Origin of the sequence: Rothia sp. LK2492 (genome assembly GCF_040946345.1) — a bacterium.
Lineage (GTDB): Bacteria > Actinomycetota > Actinomycetes > Actinomycetales > Micrococcaceae > Rothia > Rothia endophytica.
In genome coordinates, this window is sequence record NZ_JAYWLX010000003.1 from 187,382 (window position 1) to 212,498 (window position 25,117).

A 25,117-nucleotide genomic window follows, 5' to 3' on the forward strand; every position below is an offset into this window, starting at 1 on the left:
GAGATCGCACACCATGGCAAAGATCTACTACAACGACGACGCCGACCTCGCCAACATCTCAGAGCGCTCGGTAGCCATCATCGGCTACGGCTCCCAGGGTCACGTTCATGCGCTCAACCTGCGCGACTCAGGCGTAGACGTCCGTATTGGTCTTGCAGAAGGCTCAAAGTCACGCGCAAAGGCTGAAGCAGAAGGTCTGCGCGTGCTCTCTGTTGCAGAAGCAGCAGCCGAAGCTGATGTCATCATGATTCTGACCCCCGACCAGGTGCAGGCCGAGGTCTACAAGAAGGACATTGCCCCCAACCTCAACGAAGGTGATGCCCTCTTCTTCGCCCACGGCTTCAACATCGTCTTTGGATATATTGAAGCACCTGAAGGCGTAGATGTAGCGATGGTTGCTCCTAAGGGTCCCGGCCACACCGTGCGCCGCGAATTTGAAGCAGGACGCGCTGTTCCCGCCCTCGTAGCCGTCGAAAAAGACGCCTCAGGATCAGCTCTTGAGCTGGCTTTGGCTTACGCCAAGGGCCTGGGGGCGACCCGCGCTGGCGTCATCGAGACCACCTTCAAGGAAGAAACCGAATCAGACCTCTTCGGTGAGCAGGCTGTTCTGTGTGGCGGTGCTTCCCAGCTGATTCAGTACGGTTTTGAAACCCTGACTGAGGCTGGTTACCAGCCCGAAATCGCCTACTTCGAGGTGCTACACGAACTCAAGCTGATTGTTGACCTCATGGTTGAAGGTGGCATCGCCAAGCAGCGTTGGTCCATCTCAGATACCGCTGAGTACGGTGACTATGTTTCAGGCCCCCGCGTCATCACCCCCGAGGTGAAGGAGAACATGAAGGCTGTTCTCTCTGACATTCAGACCGGTGCATTTGCCAAGCGCTTTATGGAAGACCAGGCAGCTGGCGGCACCGAGTTCAAGGAACTGCGCGCCAAGGGCGAGGCTCACCCCATCGAGACCACCGGCCGCGAACTGCGCAAGCTCTTTGCCTGGAACACTGCTGACGATGACTACACCGACGGTTCAGTAGCCCGCTAAGGCGTACCTTCCACCGATAGCTAGAACAAGAGCTTCATCGTTGGGCAACACTGCCGGTTACCCGATACGATAGAACGGGTAGCCGGCTTTTGCCGTCTTTCTAGAACTTTTGCCCCTGGACCGGTTGACGTAGCCTTTGTGGTGAACTGCGCAATCGGGGGAGCAAAAGCCCATATTATTCAGTTGGCTCAATAAGAGCGACTGCTCACCGGCGTCCTTAGGGTCCGAAGCGTCGGTGACAGTAGTGCTGAACCCATCAACCACCAGTGTTATTCATAAGGAACCCACCGTGACCACCAAACCCGTAGTGCTACTTGCAGAAGAACTATCCCCCGCAACAGTTGAGGCTCTGGGGCCTGACTTTGAGATTCGTTCCTGCGACGGCGCTGATCGTTCCCAACTTCTGCCTGCTATCAAAGATGTCGATGCAATTTTGGTCCGCAGTGCCACCCAGCTTGACGCTGAAGCCATCGAAGTGGCACAGAAACTGAAAGTTATTGCTCGTGCCGGTGTGGGCCTGGATAACGTTGATATTAAGGCGGCAACCAAAGCCGGTGTGATGGTAGTGAACGCCCCCACCTCTAACGTGATTTCAGCTGCTGAGCTCACTGTGGGCCACATTTTGGGCCTGGCACGCAACATTGCTGCCGCTGATGCTTCGATGAAGGCAGGGGAGTGGAAGCGCTCCTCTTTCTCAGGCGTTGAACTGTATGAGAAGACCGTGGGCATTATCGGCCTAGGTCGAATTGGTGGCCTTGTGGCTGAGCGTCTTCGCGCCTTCGGTACCGAGCTCATCGCCTACGACCCCTTCGTTACCTCCGCTCGCGCAGCAGCTCTTGGTGCCGAATTGGTAGATTTGGACGAGCTGATTGAACGCTCTGACTTCATCACCATCCACATGCCCCGCACTCCCGAAACTCTGGGCATGATCAATGCTACGAGCTTTAAGAAGATGAAGAAGAGCGCCTACGTGGTGAACGTAGCTCGCGGTGGTCTGATTGATGAAGCAGACTTGGATGCCGCCCTGCGTGCCGGCGAAATTGCTGGTGCTGCCATTGACGTCTACGTCAAGGAGCCCGCAAAGAATGTGCCTTTCGTGGGCTTACCCTCGGTGGTAGCCACCCCGCACTTGGGCGCTTCGACTTTCGAGGCTCAGGAAAAGGCCGGTATCTCGGTTGCTAAGTCTGTGCGCCTGGCCCTGGAAGGGGACCTTGTGCCCGATGCTGTTAACGTGGCTGGTGGTGCCATCGATAAGGACGTCCGCCCCGGCGTGCCCCTGGCAGAAAAGGTAGGCCGTATTCTCACTGCACTGGGTGGGGACGAAGCCCTCACCCGCGTAGAGGTCAAAATAGCTGGAGAAATTGCCACTAAGGATGTCACCTCCCTCAAGCTTTCAGCTCTTAAGGGTGTATTCACCGATGTTGTTTCTGACAAGGTTTCATATGTCAACGCCCCCGTTTTGGCTGAGCAGCGCGGTGTAGAGGTCGAGCTGGTCACCACCACCGAAACCGAGTACTTCCGTAACGAAACAGTGTTGTCCGGTGCATTTGCCAATGGTGAGGTTGTCTCGGTGGCTGGCACCGTGACCGGCCCCAAACTGGTTGAGAAGCTGACCAACGTTAACGGCTACGACATCGAAATTCCCATCACCGACCACATGCTGGTGCTTGAGTACGCCGACCGCCCGGGTATCATCGCTGCGATTGGTACCCTACTGGGCACCGCGTCCATCAATATCGCAGGCATGCAGGTCTCCCGTCAGAGTAAGGGTGAAGAAGCACTCTGCGTGCTCGCCCTGGACTCGGCTCTTTCACCCGAGGTGCTCGACAGCATCAAGCGCGTAGTATCTGCTGAGCGTGCCGCCATCATCAACCTGGCTGACTAGCTAGAGGTATAGACCTAGAAGTCTTACAAAGAAGGGTCTTGCTTTTCCACCGAGGGGAAGAGCAAGACCCTTTAGCGTTGATAGGTTCCCGAGTCCACCCCACCTGAAAGTGTCTGCCCATATCAGAAATGGGTAAGGGGGTGACGCTGGAGGCTGTTGCTGGTAGGTTGGTGATTTCCCGGACCCTTAATAAACAGCTCGCGTTTAAGATCCCCCCGGTCTAAATGCACTGGGTGCTTTGGCTCCCTTGCTGCACGGTGATACCGGATTCCCAGAATCCAACAGAAAGTCACTCTAACGATGACCGTTCAACCACACCTACCCCGCCGAGCTCTTGCCCCATTACTGACCGGCAGTCTAGCGCTGGCCCTCACTCAGCCCCATAGCCAGGCACAGGCAAGCCCCGTCTCCCCGCTGCATCCAGCTAATTATCTGGCTCGAGGCACCGTTGCCCAACGCAGCGTTGCAGCTATGCCGGTTCTCCCCAACTCTGCACAGATGGCTAACTACCTCAAGAACCTGCATTCAACCTACGTCACCGATCAATTTAAGGGTAGGCTCCCGCTGAGCGGCAATATTTTTGCCTACAACATCCCTATCCACACGGTTAACAGTAAGGACTAACAGTAAGGACCCCCACCAAAACTACGAGTGGTTTTACAGCTTTGATCACCGCGTCAAATACCAGAGCGATGAATATAAAAAACTGATGGGTGCTGAAACCCCGGTGCGCATACCCCTCCCCAAAAATTTTCAAATACCCGGTGGCGGGGATCGCTCGATTGCTGTCTATGACCTGGGCACCGGTTTATGGCGGTCCTTCTTTATGGTTCAGAAAACAACTGAGGGCGAGCATCAGGAACGCTGGCATTACAGTTCTGGTGGCTACATCAAGGACGCACGAGCTTTGGCCGGATCAGGTCATAGCCTCCAGCTCACCGGAGGCTCCAGCAGTGTGGTTGGAATGGCTAGCGAGCTCACTCAAATCGGTATCGATGAGGTGCTAGCAGGGAGAATCAACCATGCGGTCTCCTTTACCTTGCCCAACGCCCGCAGCGGCTACTCCTGGCCTGCTCGTCAAGGAGACGGCAACCTAACAGACCCCCTTGCTCCCTACGAGGGGCAGTGGTTCCGCATCAATCCGGCGGTCAATTTAGATTCTCTGGGCTTGCGCCCACTGACCCTCATGATTGCCAAAGCTCTCCAGAAATACGGGGGCTACGGCAGTGATCGCAACATCTGGTGCATGGCAGCTAACTACGAATACGACACCAGTCAGACCGAAGCCACTCAAGGGAATTCCCGCTGGTACACCCAGGTGCAAGCTAAGTATGGTCAGGCGCCAGAGAACCTGCATGACTTCCCTTTCCAGCATCTGCAATTTGCTCCTAAAGACTGGAAGGGCGGCCTCTAATCTCCCACCGCTGTTCAGATGATAGAGGGGGTGGGGGAGTCTACGCCCTGCAACGGTAGAGCGCACCCCTGAAGCGGGCAATATTAGCCCATGGGGCGTGGTTCACGGTAAAGTTGTGCCTATGACTTCAACCCCCTTCTACATCACCACCGCAATCGCTTACCCCAACGGCGACCCCCACATCGGTCACGCTTACGAACATATTGCCACCGATGTGATGGCTCGTTTCAAGCGCCTCGATGGCTTTGATGTACGCTTTTTGACCGGCACCGATGAGCACGGCCAAAAAATGCAAACTACCGCCGAGAAACTGGGCATGAGTGCTCAAGAACTCGCCGACCAGAATGCCGCCCGCTTTAAAGCTATGGATGATCAGCTGAGCATCAGCTACGACCGCTACATCCGCACCACAGACCCCGACCATTATGAAGCATCCCAGGCTATATGGAAGCGAATGGAAGAGGCGGGGGACATCTACCTGGACAAGTACGAGGGCTGGTACTCCGTCCGTGACGAAGCCTTCTACGCAGAAGACGAGACCGAGGTGCGCAACGGCGTACGCTACGCCATTGAAACAGGCACCGAGGTGGAGTGGAACGAGGAGGAATCCTACTTCTTCCGACTCTCCAAGTACGCCGCCCGCCTCAAAGAGCTCTACGCAACCGATGGGTTCGTCTACCCCGAATCCCGCCGTAACGAGCTAGCAGGCTTCATGAAGGACGGGCTGCGCGACCTCTCCATCTCCCGCACCAGCTTTAACTGGGGCGTGCCCGTGCCCGGCAATGAAAAGCACGTCATGTACGTCTGGGTGGACGCCTTGACTAACTACTTGACCGGCGTCGGCTTTCCGGACACCAACAGCGACCTCTTTAAGACCTACTGGCCCGCCAGCTACCACGTCATCGGCAAAGACATCTCACGCTTCCACGCTATCTACTGGCCTGCTTTCCTCTGGTCAGCCGGTATCGAGCTACCCAAGCGAGTCTTCGCCCACGGCTTCCTGCTGGTTGACGGCGAAAAGATGAGCAAATCCATCGGCAACGTTGTTGACCCTGTAGATCTGGTGTCCTCCTTCGGGCTGGATCAGCTGCGCTTCTTCCTGCTCCGTGAGGTCAGCTTCGGCCAGGATGGCTCCTACTCGGCCGAAGCTATCAAGAGCCGCATCAACTCTGATTTAGCCAATGACTTGGGTAACCTGGCCCAGCGCTCGCTATCTATGGTTGCCAAGAACTGCGAGGGCAAGATGCCGGTTCACGGCGCTTTCACCGCTGAGGATCAGGCCATGCTCGATATGGCGAATGCCCTCTACGAGCCGGTGCGCGCTGACTTCGATGAACTGGCGTTTCACAAAGCTCTAGAACGTATCTGGCAGGTGGTAGGCGAAGCTAACCGCTACTTCACCTCCCAGGAACCCTGGAAGCTGCGTAAGACTGACCTAGAGCGCATGAACACGGTGCTCTACGTGACCGCCGAGGTACTGCGTATCGTTGCAATCTTGACTCAGCCGGTCATGCCCACCGCGATGGGGAAGATGCTGGACCTCCTAGCAGTTAGCCAAGACGCCCGCAATTTCGCTGACCTGGGCCAGGCACTGGTACCCGGTACCGAACTGCCGGCTCCCGCCCCGGTCTTCCCCCGCTATGAGGAGCCCAAAGAAGGCTAAGCCTTAGCCCTCACCGAAGCTAAGAAAAAACTGCCCCACCTGAAGGTTTCAGGTGGGGCAGTTTTATAGGCTAAGTAGCATCCTCAGATGGCGCCTGGGCTTAGCTTGAGGCAAGTCGGCGGCGTACGTATCTAACTCATCTACTCTTAGAACCAACCCAGGCCAGTGACCTTGTAGTAAAGCATTTGCGCTAGGGCAATGTAGCCCCACCCATTGAGGTGCAGACCGTCTGTTGAGAAGAGAGAGGGCGGGATTTTACCTTCATCGTAGGCTTTTCTATCGGTATCTGAGCTCCACACTCCCGAACCTGATAGGGCGCCGTACCTCAACCAGCTCTCCTGGGTGGTCTCCCGAAGGAAGGTTTCGGGGTTGACGAACAGCTCGCCGTACTTTTCAGCAGCCCATGCGTTATAGCCGCTGACCTGCTTTGCTCGGTCAGAATCTTTGCTATCACTTTTGCTACGGAAGTGCCCCATCACCAGGGTGCGCTTGGGGGCAAGGGCGAAAGCGTGTTCTGTATCTTTACGAATCTGCTCGGTTTCATTCATATTGTTCCGACCAATTTGAATGATGTGGTAAGAAGAACGCGAAATCATTTCTTGATAAGAATGGAACCAACTAGCTGGGGTAGTAGCAGGTGCGTAGATTGCTTCACCGTCAACCTGCCTGGTGAAGATGAAGGTATCCTTGGACGCAGGCACCAGGACACCAGGTACCCCACCTACGTAGCCGGCGGCAAGAGTGCTGCCGCCCCACGCGACGTTAGAATCAGACGCTAGGGTTACTTCAATAGAACCTGAAGCCGGAATGGTGTCCTGTGGGAACACCAACTTGTACATGCTTTCTGGTGTTCCCCTGCGAGCATTAATCTGGGTGGAGGTTTCACCGCCACGTCCAAAATTCAGGACTGGAGCTTCTAAGTATGAATGCAGTAAGGCTTCAATCGTGGCGTTAAAGCCGGCGGGAACACCCTGATCAGCCTGAGCTCCTTCGAAGGAGGAGCTCCCCCAAAGAGCCAGGGATGGGCCATTGACCGTGGGGTAGGTGAGTTCGGGCGGGAAGACATTGGACGTCGCATCGGAAGCGTGAGCAGGTGAGCTGCTGGAGGTTGTGCTGATGAGGGTTGCTGCACTGGCTGCGCCGGTTAGAGCAGCAAAGCGCATGAGGTTTCTGCGCGAAGTCGAAAGACCTTCTACGTTTTCGGGGGCCATCTGTACCTTAGTCATGGTGTTTAGAGTGATAACAATGTCGTATCAACGCGTCTGTTGTTTTGCGCCTCAGCTATACATAGTAGTTAGACTTGTGGGTGATTATCTAGGAAAGGTCGCCGTGTCATTACTTACTAGTCGCTGTATAAAGGGTGTATCCATTCTGAGCCTATTAGCTACGGGGCTGCTAACCGGCTGTTCCACACAGCCAGAAAACTTCAGCGAACTTCCCACCCAGAAACCTAAACCGGAGCACATCTCCCAGCTCTCTTCATGGATATACCCTCCCGCAGAAGCAGAGGAAGCCCGCCGTGGATTTGTTGAGCGGTGCGTCAAACAGGCAGGTGGCTCCTACAAAGAGGCTGTGCTGCACCATGATCTGGAAGACACTGTCTTCACGGGCCGCACCACAGAAGAACTTAAGGAAACCGGTTATGGGTCTGAGCCTGCAGATAATAGCCAGCAAATAGCTGACTTTGACCAAAAAGGGCTTGACGCTTATATCGGTACCGATAAGGCTGAGCAGTTCCAGGTGACCTTCATGGACTACACCAGCGGTGACATCTCAGCAGACGGTTGCTTGGCACAAAGCTATGAGTACATCTACGGTAGTGCTGAAAATGGCATTAAGGTTGCACTCTTAGCCCCGCAATTTGGCCAGGCTATTTCAGAAGAGCTGAACGCTGACCAAACCTATATTGATTTGCAAAATGCCTGGAAAACCTGCATGAATGATGCTGGGATTACTTCCCTTGAATCCACCGATCAGGCTGTCTATCAGTCCAGTTTAGTTGATGCTGAAACAGCGGAAAAAATGCTGAAAAGCGATATCAGTTGCCGAGAAAGCAATAATTTTGATGGTGCTGTTACTGAGCTCAAGCACTCATATTACGAGAGCATGTATAAACGCCTAAAACAGTTCTCAGACGATATCGAAGAGACCCATCAGCTTGCTCTTGAACGGGTTAACGCTGATAAGGCTGAGCCCAAGGACACCTCATCTGTCACGGTGCCCACAACCTCATCCTCACCTTCAGCGCCCTAAAATCTTAGGGAGATCACCGCGTCGGTAGGCTTTGATCTAGCGTCAAGCCCACCGACGCTGTTTTTACTAGTAGCTTTAGGTGACCTGCCGAAGAGCGGCCACCGGTGGCACCCCAGTAGCTTTGTAAGCAAGCAGATAGGGAGGCAGCTAGCCAGGCTAGCGTTAGGCCACCTATCCAGGGTGCAACCAACCCTTGCCGCGCGAAAGCGTAGGTTAGAACTGCACCTTCAGCTACGAAAGCTTGCAGGAGAAGCAAGCTCAGTGCGGGTGTCCAGGGGTACAGTAATCAGCTGCCCCTGCAATGCACTCGGCATTCACCCTGAATCTACGGCGCTCAGCATCCTTTAACTGAACCAAAACATCATCCACGTCTCCCAGCTTAGAGAGCTAAAGTGCCGGCAGCAGAACCGACAGATGCTATACCCCCTCAATTCATACCGCAGTATGAGCACCAGACCCACCGAGACACCAAGATTGGGTAGGGTAGTAGCATGCAGTACATCTCAACGCGCGATACTGGCGCAACCCCCGCGTCCTTCACTGACATCCTTCTGGGCGGGCTAGCCCCCGACGGCGGTCTCTACCTGCCCGTAGAATACCCCCAGCTGACCGACGCCACCCTTACCCATTGGCGCCAGGTGCTGAACACTGAGGGCTACCATGCGCTCGCCGCTGAAGTGCTGCAGCTCTTCGTTGATGACATCCCAGCTGAGGACCTCAAAGCGATTACTGCCCGTGCCTATAGCTACCCCAAATTTGCCTCTGAAGACATTGTTCCAGTGACGGAACTAGAACCCGGACTGCTCATCGGTCACCTGTCTGAAGGCCCCACTGCTGCCTTTAAAGACATGGCCATGCAGCTGTTGGGCGAGCTCTTCGAATACGAACTCGCCCGCCGCGGAGAACACCTGACCATTGTGGGCGCGACCTCTGGCGACACCGGTTCCTCAGCCGAATACGCTATGCGTGGCCGCACAGGCATCAAGGTTTTCATGCTGACCCCTGCCGGTCGCATGACCCCCTTCCAGCAAGCACAGATGTTCGGTCTAGATGATGAGAACATCATTAACATCGCTTTGGACGGTGTGTTTGATGATTGCCAAGACGTCGTCAAGGCCATCTCAGCCGACGCTGCTTTCAAGGCGGAACACCGTATTGGTGCGGTGAACTCCATCAACTGGGCACGCCTCATGGCCCAGGTGGTCTACTACGTCTCAAGCTGGATTCGTGCCACCGAAACCAACGACCAGAAGGTCTCCTTCTGCGTTCCTACCGGTAACTTTGGTGATATCTGTGCAGGGCATATCGCCCGCCAAATGGGGTTGCCCATCGACCGTCTGATTGTTGCGACCAACGAGAATGATGTGCTCGATGAATTCTTCCGCACCGGTGACTACCGCGTGCGTTCTTCGGCCGATACCTATGAAACCTCCAGCCCCTCCATGGATATCTCACGAGCCTCAAATTTTGAGCGCTTTGTTTTTGACCTGCTGGGGCGCGATGCTGAGCGCATTGCTGATCTCTTCGGTATCAAGGTACGCCAGGGTGGGTTCTCACTGAGTGATGACCCAGCATTCGCGGACGCCGCGGACCGTTACGGCTTTGCCTCGGGCAAGTCCACCCACGCCGATCGTGTTGCCACAATTCGCGAGGTCAACGAGAAACTGGGTGTGCTGCTTGACCCCCACACCGCTGACGGTGTGAAGGTGGCCCGCTCACTGGCCTCCGAAATTGACACCCCTATCATTTGTCTTGAAACCGCTCTTCCGGTCAAGTTCGCTGAAACCATTGCTGAGGCTATCGGCTCTGAACCAGAAATTCCGGCACGTTTTGAGGGCATTATGGACGCTGAGCGTCACGTACTTGACCTGCCCAACGACGCTGAAGCAGTCAAGAACCTGATTCGCGAACGCGCCTAAACTTGAAGCATGAATGGCGCCGCAACCGTGTTGGTTGCGGCGCCATTTGTTTAACCTGACTAAAGAAAAAGGCTTGCTGTCTTACGATAGGGTTTATGCGAGCTATCAAAACTGATGAACAAGCAATCCTGGAAGCCACAGTGCGGTCTGCGCTTCCCATAGACCGCGCTGAAACCAACCCCACACAGGAAGAACGCCAGCAAATACTAGATAGCTTGGCAAATACGCAGGTAGTCCGTGAATGCGAGTGTGGTACCTGCCCTTCCATAACCCTTGCACTCGACACACCAACCACTGGGTATAGCGGTGTACTATCGGCAGAAACCGTGGACGATTCTGCTCTTGTGCTCGTACATATCAGGCAGGGTGCGGTAAAAGAACTTGAAATTGCCCCGCTGCATGAAGGTGTCAGCGTAGCCCTTCCTGCGCCAGCTGCGCTAGTGCTCGGCGAGCTGCCCTCCCCGCAGTCCGTAGTGTGAGTTGCTTAGACGCCCACTATCTGAAACCAGCGACCAAAATGTGGTAAAGACTAGAGGGCGGGGCTAGCCTGGAAACATGACTGAAAATCGCTCCATCAACCTCGCCGTCATTGCCGGCGACGGCATTGGCCCCGAAGTAGTAGCCCAAGCCGAGCGCGTGCTGAACCACGTCGCTGACCTCGAGAACATCACCCTCACCAGCACCCCCTACAGGCTGGGTGCTGAGCATTGGCTAGCAACCGGTGAAACCCTCACCCAAGAGACCAAAAATCAGCTAGCTACCCACGATGCTATTCTTTTCGGTGCTGTGGGTGCTGATCCCCGCTCGGCAACGGTGCCCAGCGGTCTTATCGAGCGCGAAATCCTGCTCAACCTGCGCTTTTCCTTTGATCACTACATCAACTTGCGCCCATCCAAGCTCTTTCCCGGTGCAGTCTCACCGCTGAGCAACCCCGGCGACATCGACTTCGTGGTGGTGCGAGAAGGCACTGAAGGCCCTTACGCCGGTAATGGAGGCCTGCTGCGGGCTGGCACCCCGGCTGAAATTGCCACCGAGGTTTCACTCAACACTGCCTACGGCATTGAGCGCTTGGTCCGCTATGCTTTTGAACTGGCTACCAGCCGCGAGAAAAAGAAACTGACCCTGATTCATAAGACCAACGTTCTTGTTAACGCCGGTCAGCTCTACTCCCGTATCTTCAACGAAGTCGCCGCAGAGTACCCGCAGGTCACCACCGATTACTTGCACATTGATGCTGCCACCATTTTTTTCACCACTGAGCCCTCTCGTTTTGATGTCATTGTCACCGATAACCTCTTTGGTGACATTCTCACTGACCAGGCTGGCGCTATCACCGGTGGTATCGGCTACGCTGCCTGCGGCAATATCAACGCCAGCGGCACCTTCCCCTCAATGTTTGAGCCGGTGCATGGCTCAGCCCCAGATATTGCTGGCCAGGGCATTGCTAACCCGACCGCCACCGTCCTTGCCGCGGCTATGCTGCTGCGCCACCTCGGCTTTGAGGGCGCCGCAGCGCGAGTCGAGCGAGCCGTAGAAGCAGACCTAGCAGCCAACCCCGGTGCCCAGCGGTCTACCGAAGAGGTTGGCTCGGCAATCATCGCTGCTCTCTAAATCTGCATCTGCGCCCCGCTCTTTCAACGGGGCGCAGACTTTTTCACACGTGGGAGGGCTCACCTGCGGTATCCTCTCTTACAGGAGACCCCTACTTTAACTCAAGGATGGAACATGACTGTGGACTTCACCGTTACCCGTAACACCAACCCCACCAGCCCCGAACGTCGGGCGGAGATTTTGGCTGACCCGGGCTTTGGTAAGCACTTTACCGATCACATGGTGCGTATTGACTGGCACGGTGACCACGTAGACGGCGGCGAATGGTCTAATGCGCAGGTGCTGCCTTACGGCCCTCTGAGCCTGGACCCCGCGGCATCGGTCTTCCACTATGGCCAGGAGATTTTTGAGGGCATCAAGGCCTACCGCCAGGCTGACGGTTCTATCACCACCTTCCGCCCCGAAGAGAATGCAGCCCGCCTCAACAAGTCAGCTCAGCGCCTGGTTTTGCCGAATCTGCCGGAAGAACTCTTCACCGAGGCTATCCGCCAGCTGGTCAGCGTCGACGCCGACTGGGTACCTAGCGGTGACGGTGAATCCCTCTACTTGCGTCCCTTCATGATTTCAACCGAGGCTTTCTTGGGTATTCGCCCAGCACACGCAGTGAGCTTCTTTGTGATTGCTTCACCCGCCGGTAACTACTTTGGCACTCCCAAGCCCGTTGATATCTGGCTTTCAACTAACTACGCCCGCGCGGGTGTGGGTGGCACCGGTGAGGCTAAGTGCGGCGGCAACTACGCAGCGTCCCTGGCTGCTCAGCTAGAGGGTGAAGCTAACGGTTGTAAGCAGGTGATCTTCAAGGACCCCAACCGCGATGACGCCATTGAAGAGTTGGGCGGCATGAATGTCTTCTTCGTCTTTGCTGATGGCAAGATTGTGACCCCTGAGCTGACCGGCACTATCCTGCGCGGTATTACCCGTAAGTCCATTATCAAGCTGGCGCAGGAGCGCGGCCACACTGTTGAGGAGCGTAGGTTCACTCTGGATGAGTGGCGCCAGGGTGTTGCATCGGGCGAGATCACCGAGATTTTTGCCTGCGGTACCGCCGCTGTGATTACTCCCGTCGGTAAGCTCAAGGCAGCTGACTTTGAGATTTCTTCACCTTCGGGTGAGGACGGCGGGGCAGTCACCATGGGTCTGCGCGAAGAACTAGTGGGTATGCAGACCGGTAAGGTCGAAGACCGCTTCGGCTGGAACGTGAAGCTGGTCTAAACTCACCCCTTTGGTGCTACCACTGGCCTGTTCCTGTTGTTTTGGTCTGACGGCGTCAGGCCAAAACAACGGGAACAGGCCAGTTGGGCTTTTAAGCCTGGGATGGCGAGAGATTGAGGGTTGATGTCAGGTCAAGTTGCGCGCAAAAGCTATCGTCGTGGCTGACCAACAATAGAGCGCCCCGGTAGGCATTGAGCGTTTGCACCAGCCAGTTAACCGTTGAGATATCCAAATTATTGGTGGGTTCATCGAGAATCAGCAGCTGGGGAGCGAGAGCTGCCAGTAGCTCACATGCCAGTGCTACCCTGAATCTCTCACCACCAGACAGCGCGCCTACTGGCAGATGCACGCGGTCGCGTTTAAAGAGCAGACGGGCTAGCTGGTCTCGCACCTCTTGCTCCGTCAATACCGGGTTGGCCTGCGCCACTAACTGAAGCATGGATTTCTCTGGCGGAAGACTGATGGACTGAGGCAGGTAGCCGGTATTTGGCACGCGGTAGGTGCAGGTATAGGCAGGCTCCACACCGGTGGTGTGTACTGCTTTCCCCATCACTTCCCTTAGTAGAGTGGTCTTGCCTGACCCGTTACGACCGGTTAGCCGGATCCTCTCAGGGCCCTGAAGAACCAGCGTTTCGGGCAGATCTGCACGAGAGGACGCCCGCTCAAGCTCCAGTACCCGCTTGCCCACTGCAAGTTCTGTAGCAGGCAACTGACAGTAAACCGTATTATCCTGCCGCAGTAAAGATTCAGCATTGAGCTTTGCCTCAATAGCTTGATTAACACGCTGGTCTTGTACCTCCCTGAGCCTGCCAGCCGTTTTTTGAGCGCTCATTTTGTCCAAGCCCATCGCCAGCCCTGGTTTTCGGTTCTGCTCCGCAAATTTTTTGCCGCGCCGCTCAGCCCGGGCAAGCTTAGTCTCTGCTTCGATGCGCTCGCGTTTCTCTTTCCTCTCTACTACCTTGGCATCGCGTACCTGCCGGGTCGCAGCGTCCTGTTCAAGATCAATGCCCTGCCGGTAGCTTTCATAGTTTCCGGTAAAATGTCGCAGCTGCCCGCCGTGCAGCTCGTAGATTTCATCAACCAGCGCTAGGAGCTCAAGGTCGTGGCTCACCACCAGCACGGGGCAGGTCAGGTGCCTGAGTTTGCGGTAGAGAGCTACCCGAGCTTCAGCGTCGAGGTTGTTGGTGGGCTCATCCAGCAGAAGGATGTCGGGGCTGGGCTTTCCTGCATCCGGTGAGATAAGTGCGGTGAGGGCAGCGGTGACGGCTTCACCACCTGAAAGGGAACCTACTGTTCTGCCCATGAGGGTGCGGGCATCTGGTACTTGCCCTTCTCGGTTAGCCTGAGCGGGGCCGAACCCTGCCGTAGCCAGCGCCGCGGTTGCGTTTTCGGCAGCGTCCCAGTTATCGTCAATTGCCTCATAAATAGTGGGGGAGTAGTTGCCGTTCTCTAGTGCATCCAGAGCCTCTAGAGTTTTCTCAATGCCAAAGAGTTCTGCCAGTGTGGTGGCGGTTGTGAGCCCGAGGTCTTGGGGTAGGTAGGCACAATGGGAGGGGCGGGTAATTTCGCCGGAGCTTGGTGCCAGCAAGTCTGCGAGTATGCGCAGGAGAGTTGATTTGCCACTGCCATTGTCGCCAACCAGTGCGGTAACAGGGGCGGTAATTGAGCCAGAAATATCGGTGAAGCAGACGGTGCCGTCGGGCCAGCTGTGGCTGAGGTGGGTAAACGAAAGGTGGGGTTGCGTTTTAGGCATAGTGGTGCAGTTCTCAAGCATAGAAATGGGGTGCTGAAAACTGCTGCCGTGGGCAGGGTTTCAGCAGGGATTAGAGAGCTGCTGAAGAATCCACCGCTCTGCCTTTCGTTGACTGCAAGGACTGGTACACAGTCTAAAGAGAGTAGGGAAGTGCTGTCAACGGTCATCAAATGACTTATATGAAATCTAGCGGACGACACCTAGGTGTAAAGGTCCCGCGCAATACAATGAAGGATGAGAATAAAGGGTGACTTAGTAGCCCAATCCATCAGTAAGTATAAGGAACAGAGTGACGGCAGAAATCAAACTTTCAGATTCGCCCTTATCAAAGCCTGGTATGAGTCTATGGCTTGCCTGTGGAACCTGGGGCCTCGGTGGATTTATCTATGGTTGGCTTTTTGCAGGGGTCCGTTACGGAAGAGACTATTGGAATTTTGCATTCGAATCTCTCGGCTGGGCAGATTGGAGTTTTGCGGCAGTCTGTGGACTAGGATCATTCGCCTTGATTCTCATTAGAGGATTATCAGCTGGTAAGCAAAAAAATAAAAATGAGAGTAACCAGCTTATTCGTATTGTTTCAGCGGTCCTTCCCGCCTTTTTCCTGATTTCATCACTTGCTGTTCTAGCTTTAACGTTTACGACCTACGACCCCGATTGGCAGGATGCTCGCCAAGGAATTGCGACTGCTTTCGCTGCCCTAATCGCAGCTGTTGGTGTGGTAGTTTCCGTTGCTGTTACCTATAAGACGGGTGAAGAAAATCGTCTAGCTCAGAAGGAAATTGAACAACAGAAACTGGACGCTGAGATAATTAAAACCCTGCATGAGCGCCTTCATGAAGTTATCCCCCGTCGCTACGGTAAAGACAGCGCCGATGAAGTTTCAGCATCCTTCTTTCAGCTTGCTTCGCTTTATAAGGACTGGGAAACTTTGGCTGCTACTTCCTCATTAGTCGATGCCCAAAAAGATAGTCAACAACGTAACATTCTCAAAATTCTCTTTGGGATCCACAAAAGTCAAGAAATAAATGATGGAGGTGGCGATACTCCTCGAAGCGAATTGGAAATCCGCACTCTTAATTCCATCATTCAAAATATATTTCCAAAATATTTAGTAGGCTATGAAAATTCATTCATTTTTGATTTGAGTTACTTAGATTTATCGTATTTAGATTTTTCAAGTAGAGACATGAGGGGAAGTAACTTCAAAGGTGCTTTTATCAAAAATGGGAAATTTGAGAACGCAAGACTAGAAGGTGCATTTTTGACCGATTCAATACTTAATGATTCAGTTTTTGAAAATTCATATCTAAATGATGCCCATTTGGACGGTGCTAATCTCGACAACGTTGAATTTAAAGAAGTTCACTTGGAGGGTGCAAACCTTTATAAGGCATCAATGGTTGGAACTGACTTTAACTGGACCTACCTCGAAGGTGTGACGCTCTTTTCAACAATGGAAATGGCTGTAATAAATTTATCTCGTTCGCAAGGTGAAGTTACTCTTTGGCCTCACGATCGGGTAATTAGACAACTAGCATCGTGTAAGTCTTTACCTTTGTGCTCTGAACTTAGAAAAATTCTTTATATGACGGACAAGCTAGTTAATCAGGTGCAAGATTCTCACCGTACTCGTGGTCGGGAAATCCCTAAATAAATTATTCGGAGGTATCCCTTACCCTTTCACACTTCCGGTAGCCTAGAGTCATGCGCATTGCTCGATTTACTGTTGAAGATAACCTGCATTTTGGCCTCGTAGAAGGCGACGCAGGTGAAGAAACCATCACCGTTCTCTCGGGGGACCCCTTCTACTCAGGCGTCAACCCCACCGACAAAAAATACCGCCTGGACGAAGTGCGCCTACTTGCGCCCATCATTCCCCGTTCCAAGGTCATCGGCGCTGCCCGCAACTGGCACGACCACGCCCAAGAACTCGGCAACCAAACCCCTACCAGCCCTCAGTTCTTCTTCAAGCCCAACACCTCCGTCATCGGCCCCGGCGACCCCATTGCCCTGCCCGAATGGTCCAGCGACGTCTCCTACGAAGGCGAGCTTGCTGTGGTCATCGGCCGCATTGCTAAGTCCGTCCCCCTAGACCGCGTCCCCGAGGTAATCTACGGCTACACCGTTGCTAACGACCTCACCGCCCGCGACGCCCAAGAATCAGACGTGCAGTGGGCACGCGCTAAGGGCTTTGACGGCTCTTGCCCCCTGGGCCCCTGGATTGAAACAGAGCTGCAGACCGATGACCTGACGATCCAGACCTGGGTAGACGGCGACCTTAAGCAGGACGGCACCACCGCAGACATGGTCTTCTCCGTCGCAGAACTGGTGGCAGCAGCCAGCGAATACTTCACTCTGCTACCCGGCGACGTCATTCTCACCGGTACTCCAGCCGGCGTCGGCAAGCTCTCAGCGGGCAACGAAGTCGAAATTGAGGTCGAGGGCATCGGTGCCCTGGTTAACACCGTCCGCGCAGAATAAGCTGCCCAGCCGCTAAAATTGAACCCGAAAAACTTATACACCACCACAGAAAGGGACGTGAAAACATCCATGAGTGATTACGCTCTGAAACTTACTGATCCGTCCGAAACCCGCGTGCGTTTCTGCCCATCACCCACCGGCACCCCCCACGTGGGTATGGTGCGCACCGCACTCTTCAACTGGGCCTATGCTAAGCACACCGGCGGCAAGCTAATCTTCCGTATTGAAGACACCGACGCGGCACGTGACTCAGAGGAATCTTTCAATCAGGTGCTCGAATCCCTGCAGTGGCTGGGCATCAACTGGGATGAGGGTGTCGGTGTGGGTGGCCCCCACGAGCCCTACCGCCAGTCAGAGCGTATGGACATTTACGCCGAGGTTGTGGAGAAGCTCAAGGCAGGCGGCTACGTCTACGAGGATTTCTCAACCCCCGAAGAGGTAGAAGAGCGCCACAAGGCCAAGGGCGAAGACCCCAAGCTGGGCTACGACAACTTTGACCGCGACCTCACCGAAGAGCAGAAAGCAGCCTACCGCGCTGAAGGCCGCCTGCCTGTTCTGCGCCTGCGCATGCCTGACACTGACATCACCTTCAACGACCTGGTGCGCGGTGAAATCACATTCAAGGCGGGCTCTGTTCCAGACTTCGTCGTGGTTCGCGCCAACGGCAAGCCCCTCTACACCCTGGTTAACCCCGTGGACGACGCGCTGATGGGCATCACCCATGTGTTGCGTGGTGAAGACTTGCTGTCCTCAACTCCGCGCCAGATTGCGCTCTACCGCGCCCTGGTTGAGGTGGGGGTTACCAGCTTCATCCCCGAATTCGGCCACATGCCCTACGTGATGGGCCAGGGCAACAAGAAGCTTTCCAAGCGTGACCCCGAATCCAGCCTCTACAACCTGCTGGATGCCGGCTTCATCAAGGAAGGTCTGCTCAACTACCTGTCCCTGCTGGGCTGGTCCCTGTCTCACGACGAGGACATCTTCACCATGGACACCATGGTGCAGCACTTCGACATCACAGACGTACTGGCTAACCCCGCCCGCTTTGACCTCAAGAAGGCTGAAGCAATCAACGGCACCCACGTGCGTATGCTCGAAGCTGAGGACTTCCGCAATCGCCTGGTACCCTTCCTCCACAAGGCTGAGCTGGTCTCAGCTGACGAGTTTGAGGCCCTGACCGAGCGCGAACAGCAGATTTTGACTGAAGCTGCGCCTCTGGTCCAGGAACGCATGCAGCTACTAGGTGAGACCCCGGGCTTGCTGGGCTTCCTCTTCAAGAAGGACGAGGACATAGAGACCGCTCCCGACGCCGCTAAGCAGCTTAAGGAGTCAGCACCCGCTGTTCTGGACGCCGCGATTGCCGCTATTGAGGGCCTAGAAACCTTTACTGCTGAAAGCATTCAAGACGCCCTGCGCGAGGCAATCGTTGAGGGTCTAGGAATCAAGCCCCGCCTGGCCTTCGGACCGGTGCGCACCGCTATCTCGGGTGAGCGTATTTCACCACCCCTCTTTGAATCCATGGAGATTTTGGGCAAGGATTCCTCCCTCGCCCGCCTCAAGAAGCTAGCCGCTTCATTGGCGGTCTAGAGTCTGCCCACCCTGAGCCTCGCCTCCTGCCACCTGCCCGGTGGTCAGGGGAGCGGGGTTCTTTGCGTTTTGGGAGGTTCTGCTGTAGTTACTTCTGGGGACTGCTTTTATCTTTTCCATAGGTATCTGAGCGGTGCGCGGATTGGTTTAGATATCTCATGACAAGCAAAAATGCGTAATAACCGGTCACAAAGGGGAGTGTTCAGGGCTGGTAGCTGGAGCGGGCTTGCCCTGGCACAAGTCCAGTGGTAGAAAATGAAACAAGCATTGACCCATATCACACTAGCCTTGGAGTAATTCTCGTGCACTCACCTCGCTACCTAACCCAAACCCTTACTCTGGCTGCTCTTGGTGCCCTGGTCTTGAGCGGCTGTGGGCAGAAGGCAACTGGTAGCATCCCGGAGCCTGGCGATAGTTCTTCATCGGCTGCTTCTTCTGCCTCGGTATCTGCCGGGGGCGCTGATACTTCTGAGGGTGCTACTGCTGAGGTGACTGAGCGCTTTTCTGGTGGGTCTAAGGCGCCTGAGGGGGAGTATCGTGCTGCTGACGAGCAGGGCCCGGCTCAGAATGTGCCTAAGCCTGAGGCTCCTGCTGGAATGAACGTCGAAACTACCGAAGGCATGGAAAAGTTCATCACCTATTACCAGGACATGCGCAACTATGCCCTGCAGACCGGGGATGTCCAAGAAGCGAGTTTGTTGGTTGATAAGTCTTTCACCGACGAGCATGATTTTTATACAGCTCTTGAAGATTTATATGACAATGATGGTTGGATGATATCTGGTGGGATAACAATTCACTACAACATGAACTTGCTAACGTCATTGGGGGATGGTGAGTACTCCATCGGGAGTAACTTCGAGGTCAAAGATTCTGTGCTCTGGCTCGATGGCGAAGCAACCTATAACGATAACTCTCAAGTTATCTACGATGGTGTTGACTTGCGAATTAAGTTTGTTGATGGACGATGGAAGGTTCTGAGCGCTAATGTGGTGGAGTAAATGAAACAGCTACTATCACTTGTTCTTTGCATCGGTGCCATTTCGTTGGGTGTCGTTACTCCTGCTTTTTCCCAGTCAAGCGGAGAAGCAGGTTCAGATGATTTTAAAGTTCGCATCAAAAAAGACATCTTAAAAAATGAAGCAATGAGTTCTCGAAAAAGCGAACCAGTGGCGGTTCATGAAGAAGTTCCAGGCGATTCAGCTGCCTCTGCCATGAAACTTATACAGTTCAAAGAACATAAAAATCCTGAGGATAAGCGTGCTCGGTTAGCTGAAGGAGCCTCACTACAAACAGGTTCCTACTGTTTGGCCTCAGATGGAACCTTAGGCACTATGGGTGTTGTCCCCGCTGACTGGGGCGACGGATCGGATACTCCCTACTACAACAACGGTGTTCCTCTGGGATGTATCGCTCTGAACCCCGATGAACTTGAGGGCGCTGGTCTTGAGCTTGTTGAAGTAAACGGTGAGATGGTTGTCCAGCCTATCCGTATCCATCTGACTGTGGAGGATTTGCAGAGTTTCCCCATTACCCCGGCAGATGCCCATCAAGAGCGAGCTCCCCATACCTTGAAAAATTACAACACCAACTTTTGGGCAGATGCTAGTGTCCAGGAGTTCCAGCGTGAAATAGCTGGTCAGCAGGTTCAGGTGAGAGCTACGCCAGTGAGTTACAGCTTTGTCTATGGTGACGGTGGTCAGCTAGGTCCTGTCTCGTATGCCGGGTATCAACTGGGTGAGGATGTCTGGGATGAGGAGACACCAACCAGCCACAAATATACGGTGCCGGGGGACTATCAGTTCAGTGTGGTGACGGGGTATCGAGGTGAATTTAGCGTTGATGGCGGTCCCTGGGAGGTGATTGATGGAACGGTGGAACGCGCCAGTGAGGGTCAGTTGGTGCGGGTGTGGCGGACGCAGGTGGGTTTGGTTGCTGATGATTGTTCAGCTGATGGGGGTGCTTGGGGTTGCCCCGGCACTGACCGGTAAGCAATCCAACAAAGTAGAGACAATTTACGGCGAATTAGAGCCGGCTCCAAGCCCCTAAACCTTGGTACTGCAGGGCTCATCCAGGGCGCAAATTTGGGTGTGACTCAGGTCTACCAATTTCAAGTTGCACACCCCGAGTAAAGCGTATAGAGTTATTACTCGTTGCGGCGATGAGTTCGAAGAACAAAACGCAGCAATAAACAACAATGGGATATGGTGTAATTGGCAACACTACGGTTTCTGGTACCGTCATTCTAGGTTCGAGTCCTGGTATCCCAGCGAACAACTTGAAAAAGTTGTTGCGGCCCCATCGTATAGCGGCCTAGTACTCCGCCCTCTCACGGCGGCAACACCGGTTCGAATCCGGTTGGGGTCACAGGCAAGAAAACCTCCACTCACTTGAGTGGAGGTTTTCTTTATTAACCCCACCATCCACCAAAGGTCCCGATGCCAAGCTTCAGCTTGAGCGTGATGCAAAGCATTGCTTCTAGGTTTGCACCAAAACCCACCTTACCTATATGCTTATATCTGTTGCTCTTAAGGAGTAACGCTTCAGAAATGAAGACGGCCCCATCGTATAGCGGCCTAGTACTCCGCCCTCTCACGGCGGCAACACCGGTTCGAATCCGGTTGGGGTCACAGGCAAGAAAACCTCCACTCATTTGAGTGGAGGTTTTCTTTTTATCTAGAGCTACTATGCCACACTAGCGCTGTTTTACCCTATAGTTCACTCTTTACCCAAGCCCTACGTGCAAGAATAGAATCGTGCACAACGAAACTATCACTCACACTTTGCAGGGCGTGCGCGAGGCCCGCGACACGCTTGCCGCAGCGCACTTTCCCCTGGAAACCGGGGGAGCAGGAGCTGCTCGTGAGCTGGCCCGCAAAACGGTAACCCAGCTCGATGATTACATCATCCCTAAACTCTCCAGCCTTGACGCCCCATTGACCGTGGTGGTTGGCGGTTCAACCGGTGCCGGTAAATCTACGCTGGTGAACACTCTCATCGGTGAGCCCGTGACTCGGTCCGGCGCTATCCGCCCCACCACCCGCCAGCCAGTTCTGCTACACCGTCCAGAGGACGCGGGAGCATTCACTCCTGAGCGTATATTGCCTAATCTGGTGCGCGTCCCCGTAGAACCAGGTGCGGCTCTTCCCGGCGCTAACCCCCACAACGGCCAGGACGAACTGGTTATGGTACCCGTGCCTGGACTGCCCGCCGGCGTTGCCTTGGTTGATGCCCCGGACTTTGATTCAGTTTCAGATGAGAACCGACGTCTGGCTAAGCAGCTCCTGGCAGCTGCTGACTTATGGCTCTTTGTCACCACGGCTAATCGCTACGCCGATGCTGTGCCCTGGGAGATCCTTCGTGAAGCAGCTAAGCGTGATATCACCATTGCGGTGGTGCTCAACCGTGTGCCTGAAGGCTCTGAAGATGAAATTGAAGCTGACCTGACCCGTATGTTGGCTGAAGCCGGTATTACTGCCGCGCTGATTATGTCCGTTACTGAACAGGACCGTGATGATCAGGGTCTGCTACCCGCCGTCGCGCTGACTCCGCTGACCTTTTGGTTGCGTAGCCTAGGTGCTGATGCTGATGCTCGCAGCGCCATTGCACGCCGCACACTGGAGGGCGCGGTGCGAGGCGTGGCTGGCCAAACACACCAGCTCGCTGACGCCCAGCGGGAACAGGAAGACGCCGAGCGTGCTCTGCGCCAAAACCTGAATGACGCCTACGCCCACGCCTTTGAAAACGTCAAGGAATCCACTAAAGACGGTCAAATGTTGCGCGGTGAGGTGCTCACCCGCTGGCAGGATTTTGTGGGAACCGGTGAGTTCTTTCGCTCGGTGGAAAGCACCGTCGGCAAAATCCGCGACCGTATCTCAGGTTTCCTGCGCGGCACTCCGCCTACCAAAGTTGTTGAGGTAGAGCAGGCTCTAGAGGTTGGCCTGCATTCGGTGATTATGGAAGAGGCCGCTGCAGCGGCCGAAACAGTTCAGCGCCGCTGGCTCGAGGACCGAGCCGGCCGTGCTCTGCTAGCAGGTGAGGATCTGGGAGGTCAGGATAAGGACTTCCCCGAGGAAATCGCTGAAAGCATCCGTGCCTGGCAACAGGATGTCATGGACATCATCTCTCAGGAGGGCGCCGACAAGCGCCAAAAGGCACGTTTCATGTCGCTGGGCGTCAATGTCACAGCTGTGATTCTGATGATTGCTGTCTTCTCCATGACCGGTGGACTAACCGGTATCGAGGTGGGTATCGCTGGTGGCTCAGGTGTGGTCGGTCAGAAGCTTCTCGAAGCAATCTTCGGTGAGGACGCTGTGCGCCGCATGGCTAACCGGGCTCGTGAAACCCTCGAAGCCCGCGTCAAAGAACTGCTGGACCGTCACGCCCAGCGTTTTGAAGACCGCTTGAACAGCCTAGAGATGGGCCCGGACCACCAGGCGCTTGAAGATGTAGCAGTTACACTCACCTCAGCCGGTGAGACCATGATGGCAGGGGAGCAGAACCAAGATGGCTGAGACCAAGAAAGACCAGAGTCATACCGCTCTAGCCCAGCGCGTTGCCGCTCTTGAAAAAGCGGTAGAGCTGGGCGCCGGCCGCCTAGAACCTGAACTTCTGCACCGAGCAACCGACGTACTAGCGCGCACCGGAGCTCGCCGTGAGCTTTCTGCCGAGCACACCGTCATCGGCTTTTTTGGCGCAACGGGTTCTGGTAAATCAACCCTCTTTAACGCCGTGGTCGGCAAAGAAATCGCCAAGAGCGCCGCCCGCCGCCCCACCACATCAGTTGCACAGGCTGCGGTCTGGGGCAAGACTGGGGTTGAGCCCCTACTGGACTGGCTGGGCGTTGAAAACCGCACCTACATGGACGAGGATGCCGCCGAAGCCACCGAAGCTCTCAACCGCGCTGACGTCCCGGTCACCGTAGGCATGTGGAATAAAATCCGTAAATCTGTGGGGCACGCAAAAACAGAAGAGGCAACCGGCGGTCTAGTACTGCTCGATCTGCCGGACTTTGACTCGGTGGAGGCCTCCAACCGCGTCATCGTTGAAAAAATGGCGCAGTGCGTGGACGTGCTGGTCTGGGTTATGGACCCCCAAAAATATGCCGATGCCGTCATCCACCAGGACTTCATCGCCCCGCTCGCATCCCACGGCGCTGTTACCCTAGCTGTTCTCAACCAGGTGGACCGCCTGGACCCCGCAGAAGTGCCAGCGGTACTGGATTCACTCAAACTTCTGCTGGCACAGGACGGGCTTTCTTCCACTCTGGTTGCTGACCCCCTGGCAGTCTCAGCCCGCACTGGCGAAGGCGTGCCCCGTCTACGCGAAGTTCTGGGGCAGGTAGCCGTAGCAAAGAATGCCGCACTAGAACGTATCGATGCTGATTTGCGCACGGTGTGTGCTGATCTGGGTCGCCAGGACGGCGGTGGGCATCCTCGCGGAATTACCCCCGAGAATACTGAGCAACTTGAAGCTGGCCTATACGCCGCATCAGGTGCAGATGGCATTGTGAAGGCTGCAGCTAACTCCTATAAGTTGCACGCGGCTGAGAAGACCGGCTGGATTGCAACCCGTTGGTTGCTCAAGGCTCGCAAGGACCCTCTCAAGCGCCTGGGTCTGCATAAGGAACACGATGGCGCACCGATTTCTAAATCTTCTCTGCCTCCGCTGGGTGCTTCTCAGAAAGCGGCGATGAGCACCTCTCTTCGTACCTTTGCGGGTGATGTTTCTGAAGGCGTGGATGAGCCCTGGAGTCACAGCATCAGGGATTCAGCTCGCACCTATGAAGACCAGCTGCCCAGTGAAATCGAGCGCGCTATTGCCACCGTTCACTATGATGCGGGCAAGAAGCGCTGGTGGTGGCAGGTGCTTAACGTCTTCCAGTGGTTGGGTATCGTTGCGGCGCTCGTGGGCCTGCTCTGGCTCACCGGTCTAGCCCTCGCTACCTACTTCCAGATCGTTCTGCCGGAACCACCTACCGTTGAAGGCTTCCCGCTACCTGTCCCGACCCTGCTAGTGATGACCGGTCTGCTGCTGGGTATTGTGATAGCGATGCTGGGCAGGCTCATCGCGGCAGCTGGCCACCGCATGTACGCTCGTGGAATCACGCGCCAGCTAGAGAACAATGTTGCGGACGTTGCTCAACGGGCTGTGGTGGCACCGGTCGAAGATGAACTCAACCGTCTAGCTGACTACCGGGCAGCTCTAGAGCGGGCTCGATAGCCTCCGGCTCTCAGCGCAGGCAGATGAAAGCGTGCTGACTCCAGCTCAAAATTAAAGGTGGCCCTTGATGCGGACTAG

The 25,117-nt window shown here is 55.1% G+C and carries 19 protein-coding genes and 3 tRNA genes; 20 read left to right on the forward strand and 2 right to left on the reverse strand.

Translation table 11 applies throughout. The features are described from left to right. Positions 1-13: 13 nt before the first annotated feature. From ilvC to metG, 5 genes are all read left to right on the forward strand, one after another. Positions 14-1,039, forward strand: a complete 1,026-nt coding sequence (ilvC, locus tag VVR27_RS04785) for a ketol-acid reductoisomerase (protein ID WP_368547291.1) — start codon at positions 14-16, stop codon at positions 1,037-1,039. A 289-nt stretch (positions 1,040-1,328) separates the two neighbouring features. Continuing rightward, positions 1,329-2,924: a phosphoglycerate dehydrogenase gene (gene serA / locus VVR27_RS04790; RefSeq protein WP_346872389.1), complete on the forward strand. Its 1,596-nt coding sequence runs from the start codon at positions 1,329-1,331 to the stop codon at positions 2,922-2,924. Between the two features lie 300 nt (positions 2,925-3,224). Further along, entirely contained in the window at positions 3,225-3,548 is a 324-nt protein-coding gene (locus VVR27_RS04795; RefSeq protein WP_368547292.1) for a hypothetical protein, read from the forward strand. An 85-nt stretch (positions 3,549-3,633) separates the two neighbouring features. After that, positions 3,634-4,338 carry a hypothetical protein gene (locus tag VVR27_RS04800; RefSeq protein WP_368547293.1) on the forward strand — a complete coding sequence of 235 codons (705 nt, stop codon included), beginning with the start codon at positions 3,634-3,636 and terminating at the stop codon, positions 4,336-4,338. 121 nt (positions 4,339-4,459) lie between these two features. Next, positions 4,460-6,001: a methionine--tRNA ligase gene (gene metG / locus VVR27_RS04805; protein ID WP_368547294.1), complete on the forward strand. Its 1,542-nt coding sequence runs from the start codon at positions 4,460-4,462 to the stop codon at positions 5,999-6,001. Positions 6,002-6,147: 146 nt separating this feature from the next. Here the strand turns inward: metG and VVR27_RS04810 are convergent, their stop codons facing one another. Next, positions 6,148-7,227, reverse strand: a complete 1,080-nt coding sequence (locus VVR27_RS04810) for a hypothetical protein (protein WP_368547295.1) — start codon at positions 7,225-7,227, stop codon at positions 6,148-6,150. Between the two features lie 103 nt (positions 7,228-7,330). On the opposite strand from VVR27_RS04810, the gene VVR27_RS04815 reads away from it, so the two are divergent. The 5 genes from VVR27_RS04815 to VVR27_RS04835 all read left to right on the forward strand — a co-directional run bounded on the left by VVR27_RS04815 (position 7,331) and on the right by VVR27_RS04835 (position 12,996). Then, positions 7,331-8,254: a hypothetical protein gene (locus tag VVR27_RS04815; RefSeq protein WP_368547296.1), complete on the forward strand. Its 924-nt coding sequence runs from the start codon at positions 7,331-7,333 to the stop codon at positions 8,252-8,254. Between the two features lie 491 nt (positions 8,255-8,745). Beyond that, a complete protein-coding gene (gene thrC / locus VVR27_RS04820; RefSeq protein ID WP_368547297.1) occupies positions 8,746-10,173 on the forward strand; it encodes a threonine synthase in 1,428 nt (475 codons plus the stop codon). Between the two features lie 95 nt (positions 10,174-10,268). Further along, on the forward strand, positions 10,269-10,652 hold the full coding sequence (locus VVR27_RS04825; protein ID WP_346872398.1) for a hypothetical protein: 384 nt from the start codon (positions 10,269-10,271) through the stop codon (positions 10,650-10,652). Positions 10,653-10,728: 76 nt separating this feature from the next. Then, positions 10,729-11,784, forward strand: coding sequence for a 3-isopropylmalate dehydrogenase (locus VVR27_RS04830; protein ID WP_368547298.1), 1,056 nt, complete (start codon positions 10,729-10,731; stop codon positions 11,782-11,784). 114 nt (positions 11,785-11,898) lie between these two features. Further along, positions 11,899-12,996: a branched-chain amino acid aminotransferase gene (locus VVR27_RS04835; protein ID WP_368547299.1), complete on the forward strand. Its 1,098-nt coding sequence runs from the start codon at positions 11,899-11,901 to the stop codon at positions 12,994-12,996. 91 nt (positions 12,997-13,087) lie between these two features. Here VVR27_RS04835 and VVR27_RS04840 read toward each other — a convergent pair whose 3' ends face one another. Next, positions 13,088-14,749, reverse strand: coding sequence for an ATP-binding cassette domain-containing protein (locus tag VVR27_RS04840; protein WP_368547301.1), 1,662 nt, complete (start codon positions 14,747-14,749; stop codon positions 13,088-13,090). Positions 14,750-15,038: 289 nt separating this feature from the next. On the opposite strand from VVR27_RS04840, the gene VVR27_RS04845 reads away from it, so the two are divergent. From VVR27_RS04845 to VVR27_RS04890, 10 genes are all read left to right on the forward strand, one after another. Further along, positions 15,039-16,403: a pentapeptide repeat-containing protein gene (locus tag VVR27_RS04845; RefSeq protein ID WP_368547302.1), complete on the forward strand. Its 1,365-nt coding sequence runs from the start codon at positions 15,039-15,041 to the stop codon at positions 16,401-16,403. 50 nt (positions 16,404-16,453) lie between these two features. Further along, positions 16,454-17,230: a fumarylacetoacetate hydrolase family protein gene (locus VVR27_RS04850; RefSeq protein WP_368547303.1), complete on the forward strand. Its 777-nt coding sequence runs from the start codon at positions 16,454-16,456 to the stop codon at positions 17,228-17,230. A gap of 69 nt (positions 17,231-17,299) precedes the next feature. Continuing rightward, on the forward strand, positions 17,300-18,817 hold the full coding sequence (gene gltX / locus VVR27_RS04855) for a glutamate--tRNA ligase (RefSeq protein ID WP_368547304.1): 1,518 nt from the start codon (positions 17,300-17,302) through the stop codon (positions 18,815-18,817). Positions 18,818-19,119: 302 nt separating this feature from the next. Beyond that, complete coding sequence (locus tag VVR27_RS04860; RefSeq protein WP_368547305.1) at positions 19,120-19,818, forward strand: DUF6318 family protein; 699 nt, start codon at positions 19,120-19,122, stop codon at positions 19,816-19,818. A gap of 144 nt (positions 19,819-19,962) precedes the next feature. Beyond that, entirely contained in the window at positions 19,963-20,808 is an 846-nt protein-coding gene (locus VVR27_RS04865) for a hypothetical protein (protein ID WP_368547306.1), read from the forward strand. A gap of 207 nt (positions 20,809-21,015) precedes the next feature. Then, positions 21,016-21,087: transfer RNA gene (locus VVR27_RS04870), tRNA-Gln, on the forward strand. A gap of 24 nt (positions 21,088-21,111) precedes the next feature. After that, positions 21,112-21,184: transfer RNA gene (locus tag VVR27_RS04875), tRNA-Glu, on the forward strand. Positions 21,185-21,374: 190 nt separating this feature from the next. Beyond that, positions 21,375-21,447: transfer RNA gene (locus VVR27_RS04880), tRNA-Glu, on the forward strand. A 126-nt stretch (positions 21,448-21,573) separates the two neighbouring features. After that, a complete protein-coding gene (locus VVR27_RS04885; RefSeq protein ID WP_368547307.1) occupies positions 21,574-23,331 on the forward strand; it encodes a GTPase in 1,758 nt (585 codons plus the stop codon). Beyond that, positions 23,324-25,039, forward strand: a complete 1,716-nt coding sequence (locus VVR27_RS04890) for a dynamin family protein (protein WP_368547308.1) — start codon at positions 23,324-23,326, stop codon at positions 25,037-25,039. Before VVR27_RS04885 ends, VVR27_RS04890 begins: the two co-directional genes overlap by 8 nt. Positions 25,040-25,117 lie beyond the last annotated feature (78 nt).